Annotated in this window: 13 protein-coding genes; 7 read left to right on the forward strand and 6 right to left on the reverse strand. The window is 67.7% G+C overall.

The genetic code is table 11. The features are described from left to right. Positions 1 to 52: 52 nt before the first annotated feature. Genes LRA98_RS01760 through LRA98_RS01770 form a run of 3 tightly spaced genes read right to left on the reverse strand, consistent with a single transcriptional unit; the run spans position 53 to position 4,585 of the window. Positions 53 to 1,336 (reverse strand): replication-associated recombination protein A, encoded by a 1,284-nt coding sequence (locus tag LRA98_RS01760; protein ID WP_274519813.1) that lies wholly within the window; start codon positions 1,334 to 1,336, stop codon positions 53 to 55. Further along, a complete protein-coding gene (gene lolA, locus LRA98_RS01765) occupies positions 1,333 to 1,968 on the reverse strand; it encodes an outer membrane lipoprotein chaperone LolA (RefSeq protein ID WP_238633228.1) in 636 nt (211 codons plus the stop codon). The genes LRA98_RS01760 and lolA overlap by 4 nt, the downstream gene beginning before the upstream one ends. Positions 1,969 to 2,017: 49 nt before the next feature. Beyond that, positions 2,018 to 4,585, reverse strand: a complete 2,568-nt coding sequence (locus tag LRA98_RS01770; protein WP_238633227.1) for a DNA translocase FtsK — start codon at positions 4,583 to 4,585, stop codon at positions 2,018 to 2,020. A gap of 54 nt (positions 4,586 to 4,639) precedes the next feature. Between LRA98_RS01770 and aat the strand changes: the two genes are divergently transcribed. From aat to infA, 3 genes are all read left to right on the forward strand, one after another. Beyond that, positions 4,640 to 5,383 carry a leucyl/phenylalanyl-tRNA--protein transferase gene (gene aat, locus LRA98_RS01775; RefSeq protein ID WP_201241951.1) on the forward strand — a complete coding sequence of 248 codons (744 nt, stop codon included), beginning with the start codon at positions 4,640 to 4,642 and terminating at the stop codon, positions 5,381 to 5,383. Then, entirely contained in the window at positions 5,380 to 6,090 is a 711-nt protein-coding gene (locus LRA98_RS01780) for an arginyltransferase (RefSeq protein ID WP_238633226.1), read from the forward strand. The genes aat and LRA98_RS01780 overlap by 4 nt, the downstream gene beginning before the upstream one ends. A 111-nt stretch (positions 6,091 to 6,201) precedes the next feature. Beyond that, the gene (gene infA, locus LRA98_RS01785) at positions 6,202 to 6,420 is read left to right on the forward strand and encodes a translation initiation factor IF-1 (RefSeq protein ID WP_201170476.1); all 219 of its coding nucleotides are present in this window, start codon (positions 6,202 to 6,204) and stop codon (positions 6,418 to 6,420) included. 53 nt (positions 6,421 to 6,473) lie between these two features. On the opposite strand, the gene clpA is transcribed toward infA, so the two are convergent. The 3 genes from clpA to aceA form a co-directional block, all read right to left on the reverse strand. Next, the gene (gene clpA / locus LRA98_RS01790; RefSeq protein WP_238633225.1) at positions 6,474 to 8,744 is read right to left on the reverse strand and encodes an ATP-dependent Clp protease ATP-binding subunit ClpA; all 2,271 of its coding nucleotides are present in this window, start codon (positions 8,742 to 8,744) and stop codon (positions 6,474 to 6,476) included. 83 nt (positions 8,745 to 8,827) lie between these two features. Next, positions 8,828 to 9,148 (reverse strand): ATP-dependent Clp protease adapter ClpS, encoded by a 321-nt coding sequence (clpS, locus tag LRA98_RS01795; protein WP_201170480.1) that lies wholly within the window; start codon positions 9,146 to 9,148, stop codon positions 8,828 to 8,830. 129 nt (positions 9,149 to 9,277) lie between these two features. Next, positions 9,278 to 10,546 (reverse strand): isocitrate lyase, encoded by a 1,269-nt coding sequence (aceA, locus tag LRA98_RS01800; RefSeq protein ID WP_201170483.1) that lies wholly within the window; start codon positions 10,544 to 10,546, stop codon positions 9,278 to 9,280. Positions 10,547 to 10,818: 272 nt separating this feature from the next. Between aceA and LRA98_RS01805 the strand changes: the two genes are divergently transcribed. The 4 genes from LRA98_RS01805 to acnA all read left to right on the forward strand — a co-directional run bounded on the left by LRA98_RS01805 (position 10,819) and on the right by acnA (position 16,495). Continuing rightward, positions 10,819 to 11,826, forward strand: a complete 1,008-nt coding sequence (locus tag LRA98_RS01805) for a LysR family transcriptional regulator (RefSeq protein WP_201170487.1) — start codon at positions 10,819 to 10,821, stop codon at positions 11,824 to 11,826. An 84-nt stretch (positions 11,827 to 11,910) separates the two neighbouring features. Further along, positions 11,911 to 13,059, forward strand: coding sequence for a tRNA 2-thiouridine(34) synthase MnmA (mnmA, locus tag LRA98_RS01810; RefSeq protein ID WP_238633224.1), 1,149 nt, complete (start codon positions 11,911 to 11,913; stop codon positions 13,057 to 13,059). After that, the gene (hflD, locus tag LRA98_RS01815; RefSeq protein ID WP_238633223.1) at positions 13,056 to 13,685 is read left to right on the forward strand and encodes a high frequency lysogenization protein HflD; all 630 of its coding nucleotides are present in this window, start codon (positions 13,056 to 13,058) and stop codon (positions 13,683 to 13,685) included. Before mnmA ends, hflD begins: the two co-directional genes overlap by 4 nt. A 65-nt stretch (positions 13,686 to 13,750) precedes the next feature. Continuing rightward, entirely contained in the window at positions 13,751 to 16,495 is a 2,745-nt protein-coding gene (acnA, locus tag LRA98_RS01820) for an aconitate hydratase AcnA (protein WP_238633222.1), read from the forward strand. Positions 16,496 to 16,690 lie beyond the last annotated feature (195 nt).

The raw sequence follows: 16,690 nt of genomic DNA on the forward strand, positions 1-16,690 counted from the left end.
GGGCGGCGTGCATTCTAATGATGACCGGACGGTCGGCGCCACGGGGCGCGTGTCACCGCGGCCGGGCGCGCAGGCGGCGGAAGCGCTCGGCAATCCGCTGCTCGAGCCCCCGATCACTGGGCTCGTAGTATCGGGTACCGGCCAGGGCGTCGGGCATGTACTGCACGCCGGCGGCGAAGGCCTCCGGTTCATCGTGGGCGTAACGGTAGCCGTCCCCGTACCCCTGCTCCTTCATCAGCCCGGTGGGGGCATTGCGCAGGTGCATGGGCACCTCCAGCGAGCCGTGCCGGCGTACGTCCTCCGTGGCCGCCTGCCAGGCAGTGTAGACGCGGTTGCTCTTGGGCACCGAGGCCTGGAAAGCGGCCGCGTGGGCCAGGGCCAGATCCCCCTCCGGCGATCCCAATCGCTCGAACGCCTCGGCAGCATGCAGCGCCACTTGCAGGGCGCGCGGGTCGGCGTTGCCGATGTCCTCGGAGGCCACGCGGATCAGCCGCCGCGCGATGTAGAGCGGATCGCAGCCACCATCGAGCATGCGCGCCAGCCAGTAGAGGGCGGCATCCGGATCCGAGCCGCGGATCGACTTGTGCAGAGCCGAGACCTGATCGTAGAAGTCATCGCCGCCCTTGTCGAAGCGCCGCGCCCCGCCGGCCACGGCCTCGGCGACGGTGTCGGCATCGAGGGTGGCGCCATCAGCCAGATCGGCGGCGATCTCCAGGGCCGAGAGCAACCGCCGGGCGTCGCCGTCGGCGGCGCGCAGCAGCAGCGCGCGGGCCTCATCGGTGAGCGCCAGCCGCCGCTGCCCCAGACCGCGCTGTGCATCGGCCAGGGCCCGCTCGAGCAGCTCGGCCAGGGCCGTATCGTCCAGGGCCCGCAGCATGTAGACACGGGCCCGCGAGAGCAGCGCCTTGTTGAGCTCGAAGGAGGGATTCTCGGTGGTGGCACCGACAAAGACCACGGTGCCGTCCTCCACGTAGGGCAAAAAGGCGTCCTGCTGCGCCTTGTTGAACCGGTGCACCTCATCGACGAACAGCACCGTGCGCCGACCCGCCTGCCAGAGGTCGCTCGCCTCGGCCATCGCCGCGCGGATCTCGCGCACCCCGGCGGTCACCGCGGAGAGGGTCAGAAAGCGGGCCTCCACGTGCTCGGCCACCAGCCGGGCGAGCGTCGTCTTGCCGCTGCCCGGCGGCCCCCACAGGATCATCGAGTGGGGGCGGCCGGCGGCCAGACTCTGCGCCAGCGCGCGCCCCGGGTCGAGCAGGTGCCCCTGCCCAGCCATCTCGTCGATGCTCCGCGGGCGCATGCGCTCGGCCAGCGGGGCGCCGGGGGCCGTGCTCAACGGATCCCCTCGTCCGGATCGGCCTCGTAGACATCGACACCGTCCGGCGGCTCGAAACGAAAACGCGCCTCATCCACGGACTCGTTCAGACGCACCTCATCGAGTTCGACGCGGGTGACCTGCCCCAGGGCGTCGTCGATCTCCAGCGCACTCGGGCGCCCGTCACGCATGCCCAGCCGGGCCTCATCAAAGGCCTCGCCGCCATCCCGTGGGGTGAGCCGGACATACTCGTCGGTTTCACTGAGCTCAAAGAGCTCCTCGAGGTCGCCGTAATCGCCGGAGAGCAACTGCGCCGGCGTGCTGCCGAGCACGGCCCGCTGGTCGCGGACAGTCACCTGATCGAGCTCCACATCGTAGACCCAGAGCCGCTCACCGTCGGCGATGATCTCCTGGGAGAACGGGCCGGCGTAGGACCAGTGAAAGCGATCCGGGCGGTGGATGGCGAAGTCACCGGAGGACTCCTCAATCACCTGCCCGCGATCGTCCAGAGTGAACTGCTTGAACACCCCCTGGACCGTCTCCACATCGCGGTAGTAGTCCTCCAGTGCCGCCAGCTGCCCGGCTTGCACGGCGTTCAGCGCGAGCGCCAGCACCAGGGCGAGCGCGATTGCGGTTCGTTGGATGGGCGTCATGGGCGTTTTGCCTCCGGGGTTGCGTGCATGGGCACGTCGTGGGAAACGCTCAGGCATCCGGCGGCGGCGGCGCCAGGACCTCGCGACCGCCGTTGGACTGCAACGGCCCGACCACCCCGGCGGCCTCCATCTCCTCGACCAGCCGGGCAGCCCGGTTGTAACCAATCTTCAACCGCCGCTGCACACCGGAGATGGAGGCGCGCCGGGTTTCGGTGACGATGCGCACGGCATCGTCATAGAGGGGGTCGCTCTCGCCGCCGCCGCCACCCCCGTTACCGCCCTCGCCGGGCAGGCCCGGGATGGGGGCCGATTCGCTGGCATCCTGGAGCACTTCGTCGACGTACTCCGGCTCGGCGACCGCCTTGAGATGCTCGACGACACGGTGCACCTCGGCGTCAGAGACGAAGGCGCCATGCACGCGCTGCGGCACGCCGCTGCCCGGCGGCACGTAGAGCATATCGCCGTGGCCGAGCAGCGCCTCGGCGCCCTGCTGGTCCAGGATCGTACGCGAATCCACTTTCGAGGAGACCTGGTAGCCGATCCGCGTGGGGATGTTCGCCTTGATCAGCCCGGTGATGACGTCCACCGAGGGGCGCTGGGTCGCTAGGATGAGATGGATCCCCGCCGCCCGGGCCTTTTGCGCCAGCCTAGCGATGAGCTCTTCAACCTTCTTGCCGACAATCATCATCATGTCGGCCAGCTCGTCGACCACCACCACGATGAAGGGCAGCTCCTCCAGCTCCGGGGCCTGCGGGGTCTCGCCGTCCAAGGTCTGTTCGTTGGGGTCGGCGGCATCAAACAACGGGTCGAGCAGCGGCTCGCCGGCCTCGCGGGCCGCGCGCACCTTGTCGTTGAAGCCGGTGACGTTGCGCACGCCGAGCGCCGCCATCAGGCGGTAGCGCCGCTCCATTTCGGCCACGCACCAGCGCAGGGCGTTGGCGGCGTCGTTCATGTCGGTGACCACCGGGGCGAGCAGATGCGGGATCCCGTCGTAGACCGACAGCTCCAGCATCTTGGGATCGACCATGATCAGCCGGGTCTGCTCGGGGGTGTTGCGGTAGAGCAGCGAGAGGATCATGGCGTTGATCCCCACCGACTTGCCGGAGCCGGTCGTACCGGCCACGAGCAGGTGGGGCATCTTGGCCAGGTCGGCGGTGACCGGATTGCCCCCGATATCCTTGCCCAGCGCCACGGTCAGCGCCGACTTCATGCGTGCGTACTCCTGGGAACGGATGATCTCCGAGAGCGCGATCACGTCGCGCTGCTCATTGGGGATCTCCAGCCCCACCGTGGACTTGCCGGGGATGACCTCCACCACGCGGACCGAGCGCACCGACATGGCGCGGGCCAGATCCTTGGCCAGGTTAGAGATCTGGCTGACCTTGACGCCCGCGGCTGGCAAGACCTCGAAGCGCGTAATGACCGGCCCCGGCTGAACGGTCTCGACCTGGACCTCGACGCCGAAATCGCGCAGCCGCTCCTCGACCTGCTGCGACATGGTCGCCAGCACCTCGCGGCTGTAACCGCCCTTGCCCGCCGGCGGCTGGTCGAGCAAATCCACCGGCGGCACCGGCGAGCCGCCTGCGGCGGGTCCGCTGCGCTTGCTGCGCTCGCTCTTGCGTTGCCGGCGCGGCTTCTCTGCGGCAGAGGAGGGTTCGCGCTGGACCGGCGGCTCCTCAATGACCTGCTCCGGCGGATCCCCGGCACGGGCCCGGGGCAGCAACTGGATCGCCTTGCGCACTTTGCCGCCACCCGCCTCCTGCTGCGCCGGTGGCGCGATCCGCGGGGGCTCGGCCCGGGCCGTTCCCTGCTCCTCACGCGACTGGCGCCGCCGCTCTAGCCGCCCCCGTGCGGCCCGCACGCCCCCGACCACACCGCCGACGAGCATCCGCCCGAGCAAGGCACGCAATCTCCCGAACAACTCCAGCGTCCAGCGTCCGACGCGCTCGGCCAGCGCCAGCCACGAAAACCCCGTGGCCAGGGTCAGCGCCGCCAGAAACAGCGCGCCGGCCATCAGCGACGCCCCGACGAAGCCCAGCCAGCTCTCGAGCTCACCGGCGCTCAGCTCACCGAGCAGCCCACCCGCGCCGAGCGGCAGTGCCTCACCCTCCAGGTGCAGGCTTGCCAGCGCGGCGCCCGCCAGAAGCGCGAGCACCAGCCCCACCGAGCGGACCGCCAGCGCCAGCGGATCGAAACCGGGCTCGTCGAGCATCCGAAACACCCGATAGGCGGCCCAGCCCATAAACAACGGCACCAGATAAGCCAGGTAGCCAAAAAGCACCAGGGCGATATCGGCAAACCAGGCGCCGGCAATGCCGCCGAAGTTCTCCACTTCGGCGACGGCGCTGACCCGGCTCCAGCTCGGATCGTCGGCGTCGTAACTCCACAGAGCCAGAAGCATGAAGGCGGCCACGCCCGCGAGCAGCACCATGGTTGCCTCGCGCAGGCGGCGCTGCAGCTGATGACCGAGGAACGGCTCGTCCCCGTGTTGTTCTTCCGGCTCCGCCACGGATCTCGTACCCTTTGCAGGAATCAATCCACCATTGTCAGTGACCACCGCGGCAGCGGCAAGTCGCCCCGGCGATGCCTGCACGACGGCGTGAGCAGGCGGTATCATGCTCCGGTGCCCTCAAGGCCCACTTGCCCCGAGCAAAAGAGAGCGGCTTCATCCATGCGGCGGCTACGCTGGCTCAACGAACACACCCCGGACGAGCCGTTCCCCTCGGCGGACCAGGCCCTGGCCGACCCCAACGGCCTGCTCGCCGTCGGAGGGGATCTTTCCGCCGAGCGCCTCATGGCCGCCTACCGCAATGGGATCTTCCCGTGGTACGGCGAGGGGCAGCCCATCCTCTGGTGGAGCCCTGACCCCCGCGGGATCTTCCTGCCGGGGGACTTCCACGTCAGCCGCAGCCTGCGCCGACGGCTTAACCAGACCCGCATGACGGTCACCCTGGATACCGAGTTCGAGGCCGTGATGGCCGGCTGCGCCGCCCCACGCCCCGACCAGGACGGCACCTGGATCACCCGCGAGATGATCGCCGCCTACACCGAACTCCACCACCTCGGTTGCGCGCACTCCGCCGAGGTCTGGCTGGAGGAGGAGCTGGTCGGCGGGGTCTACGGCGTGGCCCTGAACGGGGCCTTCTTCGGGGAGTCGATGTTCAGTCGCATGGAAGACGCCTCAAAGGTGGGTCTGACTTGGCTGACCGCGCAGCTCTGGCGCTGGGGCTTTCAGCTCTTCGACTGCCAGATGAGCAACCCCCACCTGGCCCGACTGGGCGTCCGCCAGATCCCTCGCAGCGAATACCTGGCGCGCCTGGACCGGGCACTGCAGGCCTCCCATCGCGACTCACCCTGGCGCCTGGATAACGACCTCGACCCCGCCACCGAGCACCGCAGCCGGGAGGGGTCGTGACCCGAAACCGCGTCACCCTGCTGCGCACCGATTGCCATGAGTGCGCCTACGTCTCCGGGCGAACGGCGCGACTCGAGTTCCTCTCGCCGCAATTGGCGCTGGATGATCGGCGCTATCAGCTGCTGCTCGAGCAGGGGTTCCGGCGCAGCGGACCCTACATCTACCGGCCGCGGTGCCCCGGCTGCGCGGCGTGTCAGTCGCTGCGCATCCCGGTGGCCCGTTTCCGCGCTCGGCGCCGCCACCGCCGTTGCCGGCGCGACAACGCCGACCTGCACGTCGCGGCCTGCCCGCCGGTTCTCACCGACGAACAGCTGGCGCTCTACCGGCGCTACATCGACCATCGGCATCCCCATAGCAGCATGGCCGACCCCGACCGCGCGGAGGCCGAAGGGTTCCTGACAGCCCCCTGGTGCACCACCGTCTTCTATGAGCTGCGCAGCACGGAGCGTGGCCCCCTGCTCGGTGTGGCCGTCACCGACGTGCTCCCCGGCGCCCTGTCCGCCGTCTATACCTTCTACGCCCCCGAGGCCGAGCACCGCGGCCTGGGCAACCTGGCCGTGCTCTGGCAACTCTCGGAGGCACGCCGGCTGGGCGCACAGCACGTATACCTCGGGTACTGGATTGCGGACGCCCCGACCATGGCCTACAAGGCCACGTTCCGTCCCCACGAGGTGTTTGACGGACGCCGGTGGCTCGCCGGCGCATAGACGGCGCACCGCCTTGCCGCCAGAGCTACAGGCCGGTATAGTTCGCGCGTTCAGAAGTCCCGTGCAAGCGGGACTCCATCCGACCGCAGCGACCACGAATCAGAGAGGCGCATGGCGAAGGAAGACTCCATCCGCATGCAGGGGGTGATCGTCGACACCCTGCCCAATACGATGTTCCGCGTCGAGCTGGAGAACGGCCACGTGATCACGGCCCACATCTCCGGGAAGATGCGCAAGCACTACATCCGCATCCTGACCGGGGACAAGGTGACGGTGGAGCTGACCCCGTACGACCTGAACAAGGGTCGCATCGTCTACCGAGAGCGGTAACGCCCCGCCCCGGAACACCCGTCGCCGGGGCCACGGGGGCCCCGCTCGCCGGGCTACGCCCCCTCGGTGTCCTTTTCCCGGACGTGGATGGCCAGATCGCCGTCCTCGACCGTGACCTCGACCTCGCCGCCGCCGGTGAGCTCGCCGAAGAGCAGCTGCTCCGCCAGGGGCTTCTTGATGTGCTGCTGGATCACGCGGGCCATCGGGCGTGCGCCCATCTGCGGATCGTAGCCCTTCTCGCCGATCCACCGCCGGGCGTCGCCATCGACCACCAGCGTGACGCGCTTCTCGGCCAGCTGCACCGAGAGCTCGCGGATGAACTTGTCGACCACGCGCTGCACGGTGTCCTGCCCCAGGGGCTGGAACTGCACCACCGCGTCGATGCGGTTACGGAACTCCGGCGAGAACGTGCGCCGGATCGCCTCCATGCTGTCTTGGGTGTCGTTCTCGTTGGTGAAGCCGATCGAGCGCTTGCTCATCTCCTCGGCGCCGGCGTTGGTGGTCATCACCAGGATCACGTTGCGGAAATCCGCCTCGCGGCCGTTATTGTCGGTCAGCGTGCCGTGATCCATCACCTGCAGCAGCAGGTTGAACACGTCCGGATGGGCCTTCTCGATCTCGTCGAGCAGCAGCACCGAGTGCGGGTGCTTGATCACCTCCTCGGTGAGCAGACCGCCCTGATCGTAGCCGACATACCCCGGCGGGGCCCCGATCAACCGCGAGACCGTGTGCCGCTCCATGTACTCGGACATGTCGAAACGGATCAGCTGCACTCCGGTCAGGTCGGCCAGCTGGCGGGTGACCTCCGTCTTGCCCACGCCGGTCGGGCCGGCGAAGAGGAACGTCCCCACCGGCCGATCCGGCGTACCCAGTCCGGCACGGGACATCTTGATGGTCGACGCCAGGCTCTCGATGGCCTCGTCCTGGCCGAAGATTAGCCCCTTGAGCTCGCCCTCGAGGTTCTCGAGGATCTTCATGTCCTGACTGGAGACTCGCTTGGGCGGAATCCGCGCGATCTTCGCCACAATCGACTCGATGTCCGGCAGGCCCACGGTCTTGCGCCGCTTGGAACGGGGCCGCAGCCGGAGCCGCGCGCCCGCCTCGTCGATGACGTCGATGGCCTTATCCGGCAGGCGCCGGTCATTGATGTACTTGGCCGACAGCTCCGCCGCCGCCTGCAGCGCCGGCTCGGTGAAGCGGACGTTGTGGTGCTCCTCGAAGCGACTCTTGAGCCCCTTGAGGATCTGCACGGTGTCCTCCACCGTCGGCTCGCTGACATCGATCTTCTGGAAGCGCCGGGCCAGGGCGCGATCCTTCTCGAAGATGCCCCGGTACTCCTGATACGTCGTCGACCCGATGCAGCGCAGTTCGCCGGAGGCGAGCATCGGCTTGATCAGGTTCGAGGCATCCATCACGCCGCCGGAGGCAGAGCCGGCTCCGATGATCGTGTGGATCTCATCGATGAACAGGATCGAGCCGCTGTCCTTCTTGAGCTGATGCAGCAACGCCTTGAGGCGCTTCTCGAAGTCGCCGCGATACTTGGTGCCGGCCACCAGGGCGCCCAGATCCAGCGAGTAGATGGTGCTCTCCTTGAGCACATCGGGCACCTCGCCCTCGACGATCTGCTTGGCCAGCCCCTCGGCAATGGCCGTCTTGCCCACACCGGCCTCGCCGACGAACAGCGGGTTGTTCTTGCGGCGCCGGCAGAGCACCTGCACGGTGCGCTCGATCTCGTAGCGCCTCCCGATCAGCGGGTCGATCTGCCCGTGCCGGGCGCGCTGATTCAGGTTGGTGGCGTACTGCTCCAGGGGCGACCCCCCTTGAGCCGGCTCGGCCGCACCTTCTTCATCCGCCGGGCCACTCTCTTCCTTGCCCATGTCTTCTTCACCCCCCACCGAGGAGATGCCGTGGGAAATGTAGTTCACCACGTCCAGGCGGGAGATATTCTGCTTGTGCAGAAAATAGACCGCCTGGGACTCCTGTTCGCTGAAGATGGCCACCAGCACGTTGGCCCCGGTGACCTCGCGCTTGCCGGAGGACTGAACATGGAGGATGGCGCGCTGGAGGACGCGCTGAAAGCCCAAGGTTGGCTGGGTCTCGCGACTGTCGTTGGCCGGCAGCAGCGGCGTGGTCTCGGCCAGGAAGGCCTGCAACTCGCCGCGCAGCCGCTCGAGGTCGGCGCCACACGCCTTGAGCACCTGCGAGGCAGCGGGGTTGTCGGTCAAGGCCAGCAGGAGGTGCTCGACGGTGAGGAACTCGTGGCGCTTCTCACGCGCGTCCTTGAAGGCCAGATTGAGCGTGAACTCTAACTCTTTACTCAGCATGCCCTATTACCTCGCCTGGGGCTCGACCGGGGTACCTCCCCGGAGATTGGACCGGCCAGTACCGCCACGGTTCCTGGAACGATTCAAGCTTCCTCCATCGTACACAGTAGCGGGTGTTCGTGCTCGCGGGCGTAGTCGTTGACCTGAGAGACCTTGGTCTCGGCGACATCCCGGGTATAGACCCCGCAGACACCCTTCCCCCGCGTGTGCACGTGCAACATGATCTGCGTGGCCTGGTTGCGGTCCTTGTTGAAAAACCGCTGCAGCACCTCCACGACGAAGTCCATCGGCGTGTAGTCGTCGTTGAGCAGCACCACCTTATACATCGGGGGCTGCTTGAGCGACGGTTTGGCCGCTTCAACCTCGGGGCCCTGCGGATCGTCTTGGTTCGGCTCGTCGGTCATCACCCTTCATTTTATAGAGTCGCGCGCCAACCGGCCAATGTAGGCCACCCATAACCACCATAAAAAACCCCGGGACGGCTGCACGCCACCCCGGGGTTCGGCTTACGCCGGTGGCGACCAGGCGCCGTCTCAGAACTGCTCTTCCTCCGTCGAGCCTTTCAGCGCCGTGACCGAGGACTGACCGCCCTGGATCACGTTGGTGACCTGGTCGAAGTAGCCGGCGCCCACCTCCCGCTGGTGACGGGTAGCGGTGTAGCCGTGCTTCTCGGCGGCGAACTCGGCCTGCTGCAGCTCGGAGTACGCCTCCATCTGCCGCTCCTTGTAGCCGCGCGCCAGCTCGAACATCGAGTAGTTCAGCGAGTGGAAGCCAGCCAGCGTGATGAACTGGAACTTGAAGCCCATCTCGCCGAGCTCGTCCTGGAACTTGCGGATGGTGGCCTCGTCCAGGTTGCCCGCCCAGTTGAACGAGGGCGAGCAGTTGTAGGCGAGCAGCTTGCCCGGATACTTCTCGTGGATGGCCTGCGCGAACTCGCGGGCAAACCCGAGATCCGGCTTGCCGGTCTCGCACCAGATCACATCGGCGTAGGGGGCGTAGGCCAGACCACGGCTGATGGCCTGCTCGATGCCCGGCTTGGTGCGGAAGAACCCCTCTGCCGTGCGCTCGCCGGTGATGAACGGCTTGTCGTTGTCGTCGACGTCGGAGGTCAGCAGGTCCGCCGCTTCCGCGTCGGTGCGGGCGACCAGGATGGTCGGCACATCCATGGTGTCGGCCGCCAGGCGCGCGGCGATCAGCTTCTGGACCGCCTCCTGGGTGGGCAGCAGCACCTTGCCGCCCATGTGGCCGCACTTCTTGACCGAGGCCAGCTGGTCCTCGAAGTGCACGCCCGCAGCACCGGCGCGGATCATCCCCTTCATCAGCTCGAAGGCGTTGAGCACACCGCCGAAGCCGGCCTCGGCATCGGCCACGATGGGCTTCATGAAGTCGAACGGCGGGTTGCCCTCGGCGTGGTTGATCTCATCAGCGCGCAGCAGCGCGTTGTTGATGCGGTCCACCACCGCGGGGACCGAATTGGCCGGGTACAGCGACTGGTCCGGGTACATGGTCTGACCCAGGTTGGCGTCCGCGGCCACCTGCCAGCCCGAGAGGTAGATGGCGTTGAGCCCGGCTTTGACCTGTTGCAGAGCCTGGTTGCCGGTCAGTGCGCCGAGGGCGTTGACGTAGGGCATCTCGTGCATGGACTTCCAGAGCTTCTCCGCACCCTGGCGCGCCAGGCTGTACTCAACCTGCACGGTCCCACGGAGACGGACGACCTCATCGGCCCCGTAGCCCCGCTGCACCCCTTTCCAGCGCGGGTTTTCCGCCCAGTCACGCTCAATCGCCGCTTGATCTTTCAACATCATGCTCCTCCCAATCGGGCTGGTACGCCGTACCCCCGAAAATCCTGTATGACGGTCTCTTGCTGTCGGCCCGAGGGGCCATCGCGGTTGCCCTCGTGGGGCACGAACCCCGGGCGGGGTTAACCCGGGGCCCAGAACCCGTACCGCTACGTTCGCCAGGCGCCGGCAGCCGGGTGGCGTACTGCCGCGCCTGAATAACGCGTCACTGATAGTATGGCGCGCCGCAGCATTTGACAATATTTCCCAAACTATATTGCATATTGATCGGCCCAATGGACGAAGATCGAGAAGCCTTGGATCACGAATCCCCCCGCCACTACTACCGCCACAACCGGCTCAAGCAGTTGCGCGCGTTCTGCCACGCCGCGCAGGAGCGCAGCATCTCCCGTGCTGCCGAGCGGCTAGAGCTGAGTCAACCGTCGGTGTCGCTGCAGATCCAGGCCCTTGAGCGGGAGATGGGAATCACCCTGTTCGAGCGCCGGGGCCCCCGGATTCGGCTGACTCCGGATGGCGAGGGCCTGTACGAGGTTGCCGCACCACTCGTCGAGGGGATCGACTCCCTGCCCGAGCAGTTCGTGGCGCGCAACCGCCGGCAGCAGCTCGGTCATCTGGACATCGCCGCCGGCGAGTCGACCTCACTCTATGTCCTGCCCGATCTGCTACGCGCCTTCATGGAACACCACCCCAAGGTCCACGTCCGTCTGCACAACCTCATCGGTGAGGAGCAGATCCACGCCGTGCAGCAGGACCGCGTGGACATTGCCGTCGGGTCGAATCTGGACCTGCCCGATGACGTGGTCTATCGCGCCACGCACACCTTCGAACTGAAGCTGATCACGCCCCTGAATCACCCGCTGGCCGAGAAGGAGGAGATCACCCTCGAGGACCTGGCCGCCGGCGAGCTGATCCTTCCGCCACGCCAGCTGACCACCTGGCGCCTGGTGAACTTGATCTTCCAGCAGCACAGCGTGCCTTACCAGGTGCGCCTGGAGGTCGGCGGCTGGGAGATCATGAAGCGCTATGTCGAGCTCGGCTTCGGGGTCGGCATCGCCAGCGCGATCTGCCTGACCGGGCAGGAGCAGCTGGCGATCCGCGACCTGCCAGCGATCTTCCCGCGGCGCACCTACGGCGTCATGCTGCGTCGCGGCCGCTACCTCTCCCCTCAGGCCCGTCGTTTCCTGGAGCTGATCGACCCCGAGGGCTTCGGCGAGGCGGCGGAGTGGGACGGCGTCCCGGGCAGCCAAGAGAGCGTGCTTGTCCCCGGCCGCGGCCCGGAGTGAGCCGTGGCGGTCACCCCGGTCTACCGGGGTGACCCGCGGACTGTGGTAGGCTCTCCGCCCGGGACACCTGATAGATCCGGCCCCATGACCGAATCCCCCAAGCGAATCGTTGTCGGCCTCTCCGGTGGCGTGGACTCTGCCGTGGCGGCGCTGCGCCTCGTCCGCGCCGGTCACGAGGTGATCGGCCTGTTCATGAAGAACTGGGAGGACGACGACACGCTGATGCAGTGCTCGGCCGAGGACGACATCGCCGCGGCAGTAGAGGTGGCGGAGCACTTGGGCATCCCCATTCGACGGGTGAACTTCGCCGTGCACTACCGGCGCGAGGTCTTCGAGCAGGCGCTGCGGGAGCTGCGCGCCGGGCGCACCCCGAACCCCGACATCCTGTGCAATCGGCACATCAAGTTCGACCGCTTCCTGCACCACGCCCGGGAGCAGTTCGCGGCGGACGCCGTGGCCACCGGCCACTACGCCCGCCTGGGACGCGCCAGTGACGACGGGCCGGCCCTGCTGCGCGGCTTCGATCCGGACAAAGACCAGAGCTACTTCCTCGCCGGCGTATCCCGTACGGCCCTGGACACCGTGCGTTTCCCGCTCGGCGACAGCACCAAGGAGGCCATCCGTGAGGAGGCCCGCGCGGCGGCGCTGCCGAACTTCGACCGCCCCGACAGTACGGGGATCTGTTTTATCGGCGAGCGGGACTTCACCCGCTTCCTGCAGCGCTACATCGAACCTCATCCCGGCCCGATCATCACCGCCGACGGCGAACGCATCGGCGACCACCGCGGATTGCCTTTCTACACCCTGGGCCAGCGCCGCGGACTGGGGATCGGCGGTGATCGGGACCGCCATGCCACACCCTGGTACGTGGCCGCCAAGGACCCGGGGCGCAACGCGCTCATCGTTGTTCAGGGCCACGACCACCCCTGGCTGCAGAGCGTGGCGGTGACGACCGAACCCTGCCACTGGCTGGCGCCGCGCCCTGCAGATGGCGCGCGGTTGCAGGCCCAGGTGCGCTACCGCCAACAGCCCCAGGCCGGCCGACTGACCCACAACGCGGATGGCAGCGTACGGTTTCGGTTCGATACCCCCCAGCGGGCCGCCACCCCAGGGCAGCACCTGGTCCTCTACGACGGTGATCACTGCCTGGGCGGGGCCGTGATTGCCGCCGCAGACCCGGCCCAGCCGGATCCCCCGCCGACCCTGCAGACGGATTCAACGGAGGTGGTGTGAGCGATTCGCGCGAACAGGAACAGGCCCTGACCCTCGCCGTCATCATGCAGGCGGTGCAGTGCATCCGCGAGGTAGCACGCACCGGGGATACCGAGGCGAGCCGGTATGAGCCTCTGATCGAGGGTCTGCTTGGGGAGTACGACGGCTGCACCGACGCCCTTTACGGCGCAGCGCGCCTCGCCCCGGGGCTGCGGCGGGTGGTGGAGCAGCTCGAGGACCCCCAGGAGGCCGACACCACACGCTACGTGGCGAGCATCCTCCACCTCGAGCGCCGCCTGATGAAGCGCCCGGCGGTGCTCCAGCGCATCGCCGAGGGGATCGAGCAGGCGCGGGGGCAGGCGGACTACTTCGAGGGGGCCACACACATGAGCGTCATCCACGGCATCGGTGACCTCTACAGCCAGACCATCAGCCAGATGGGGCCCCGGCTGATGATCCGCGGCGAGCAGCAGCATCTCGAGAACGAGCGCAACGCGGCGCTGATCCGCGCTCTGCTCCTTTGCGGCATCCGGGGGGCCAGCCTGTGGCGCGACAACGGGGGCGGGCGCATGACGCTGCTCTTCCGGCGCCAGGCCATCGCCGGCGCTGCCCGTGAACTACTTGAGCGGCTGCCTGCCGAGGCGTAAGCGACGCATCAGGATGGATTCGATACACTCCAAACAACGCTGATCGCACAACCACTGGAGGGATCATGACGGACAGCTTCAACTCGCGGACCACCCTGCAAGCCGGGGGCAAGGCCTACGAGATCCACAGCCTGGACGGGCCGCGCCGCGATTACGACGTCGATCGCCTGCCCTACTCCCTGAAGATCCTGCTCGAGAACCTGTTGCGCACGGAAGACGGCGTCAACGTCACCCGCGAGCATATCGAGGCGGTCCTCAATTGGGATCCCAAGGCGGCACCGAAGGACCAGATCGCCTTCACGCCGGCACGCGTGGTGCTTCAGGACTTCACCGGCGTCCCGGCGGTGGTCGATCTGGCCGCCATGCGCGACGCCATGCGCGACCTCGGCGGTGATCCGGGCAAGATCAACCCGCTCTCCCCGGCCGACCTGGTCATCGACCACTCGGTGATGGTCGACCACTTCGGCAACCGTCAGGCGCTGCAGCTCAACACCGAGATCGAGTACCAGCGCAACCGGGAGCGCTACGAGTTCCTGCGCTGGGGGCAGACGGCGTTCTCGAATTTCCGGGTCGTCCCGCCGGGCACCGGCATCGTCCACCAGGTCAACCTCGAGTATCTGGGCCAGGTGGTCTTCCGCAATGAGAATGGCGGTACGCCACAGGCCTACCCGGATACCCTGGTGGGGACCGACTCCCACACCACCATGATCAACGGCCTGGGCATCCTTGGCTGGGGCGTGGGCGGCATCGAGGCCGAGGCCGCCATGCTGGGTCAGCCGATCAGCATGCTCGTCCCGGAGGTGGTGGGTTTCCGCCTCGAGGGCCGACTGCCGGAGGGCGCGACGGCCACCGACCTGGTGCTGACCGTCACCGAGATACTGCGCAAGAAGGGCGTGGTCGGCAAGTTCGTCGAGTTCTTCGGCGACGGCCTCGACCACCTCCCCCTGGCGGACCGGGCCACCATCGCCAACATGGCCCCGGAATACGGCGCCACCTGCGGCATTTTCCCGGTGGACAAGGAGACCCTGGCCTACATGGAGCTCTCCGGCCGCGACCAGGAGCTTATCGATCTCACCGAGCAGTACGCCAAAGCCCAGGGCATGTGGCGGGAGACCGGTGCTCGCGAGGCCGAGTACTCGGACACCCTGTCGCTGGACATGGGTACGGTGGTCCCGAGTCTCGCCGGACCGAAGCGGCCTCAGGACCGAGTCTCACTGGACGCGGCCAAGACCAGCTTCAAGCAGACCCTGCAGGAGCACCTGCGTGCCCACCATGCGGTGCCGGCCGACGAGGCCGAGGAGCACTTCGAGGACGAGGGCGGCCACAGCGCGCCGGGGATCGACGACGCCCACGAGCGGGGCGCAGTGGAGATCGAGATCGGCGGGCGCAAGGAGCTGCTCAAGCACGGCGATGTGGTGATCGCGGCGATCACCTCCTGCACCAACACCTCGAATCCCGCCGTGCTGGTCGCCGCCGGCCTGGTGGCCAAGAAGGCGCGCGAGCGCGGCCTGTTGCCCAAGCCCTGGGTCAAGACCAGCCTGGCACCCGGCTCCCAGGTGGTCCCCGCCTACCTCAAGCAGGCCGGGCTGCTCGACGACCTTGAACATCTGGGCTTCTCGGTGGTGGGCTTTGGCTGCACCACCTGCATCGGCAACTCCGGCCCCCTCCCCGACGCCGTCACCGAAGGCATCCGCGAGGGGGACCTGTGCGTGACCTCGGTGCTCTCGGGCAACCGCAACTTCGAGGGCCGCATTCACCAGGATGTCCGCGCCAACTACCTGGCCTCGCCGCCGCTGGTGGTGGCCTACGCCCTGGCCGGCACCATGGCCCGGGACCTGTACAACGAGCCGCTCGGCACCGACAACCAGGGCCGGGATGTCTATCTCAAGGACATCTGGCCCACCCAGCAGGAGGTCGCCGATCTCGTCCGCGGCAACATCTCGGCCGGGATGTACCGCGAGCAGTACGCCAACGTCTTCGACGGCGACGACGCCTGGCAGGGCATCGACGCCCCGCAGGGGGAACTCTACGACTGGCGTGAGTCCACCTACGTCAAGAACCCCCCGTACTTCCAGGGGATGAGCAAGACGCCGGAGCCGCTGCAGGACATCCGCGGCGCCCGCTGCCTGATCTACGTCGGCGACTCCATCACCACGGACCACATATCGCCGGCCGGTGCCATCCACCCGGAGAGCCCCGCTGGGCAGTACCTGCAGGAGCAGGGCGTGTCTCCGAAGGACTTCAACTCCTACGGCTCGCGGCGCGGCAACCATGAGGTCATGATGCGCGGCACCTTCGCCAACGTGCGCCTGCGCAACCGCATGGCACCGGGCACCGAAGGGGGTTGGACCACGCACGTGCCCAGTGGCGAGCAAACCAGCGTCTACGACGCCTCCATGCGCTACCAGCAGGCCGGCACCCCGTTGGTCGTGCTCGCCGGCAAGGAGTACGGCACCGGCTCCTCCCGTGACTGGGCGGCGAAGGGGACCAAGCTGCTGGGTATCAAGGCGGTCATCGCCGAGAGCTACGAGCGCATCCATCGCTCCAACCTGGTGGGCTTCGGCGTCCTCCCCCTGCAGTTCCGCGACGGCGAGAACGCCGAGAACCTCGGCCTGACAGGGGACGAGGCCTTCGACATCGAGGGCATCACCGAGCAGCCCCGCAGCGTACGTGTGGTCGCACGGCGTGAGGATGGCGGCGAGACGACCTTCGAGGCCCGTGTGCGGATCGACACCCCGCAGGAGTGGGAGTACTACCGTCATGGCAGTATCTTGCACTACGTCCTGCGCGGGCTCGCCGGCGCGGCCTGAGACCCCTCAGGCGTTGATATGGGCGGGGGGGTGGCCACAGCCCACCCCGCCCCCGGGCTCTCCCCCACCGCCCCTCATACGACGTGCAACGGCCGCTGTGGGCCGTCGCCACCGCGGTCCGTCCCACCGGAAGAAGCTTTGGGGATCGCCCCCCTTTTTCCGAGACAGATTCAGTGTCGCACCCTCCGATGATTC

Source organism: Halorhodospira sp. M38, from assembly GCF_022227985.1.
In the GTDB taxonomy this organism is placed as follows: domain Bacteria; phylum Pseudomonadota; class Gammaproteobacteria; order Nitrococcales; family Halorhodospiraceae; genus Halorhodospira; species Halorhodospira halophila_A.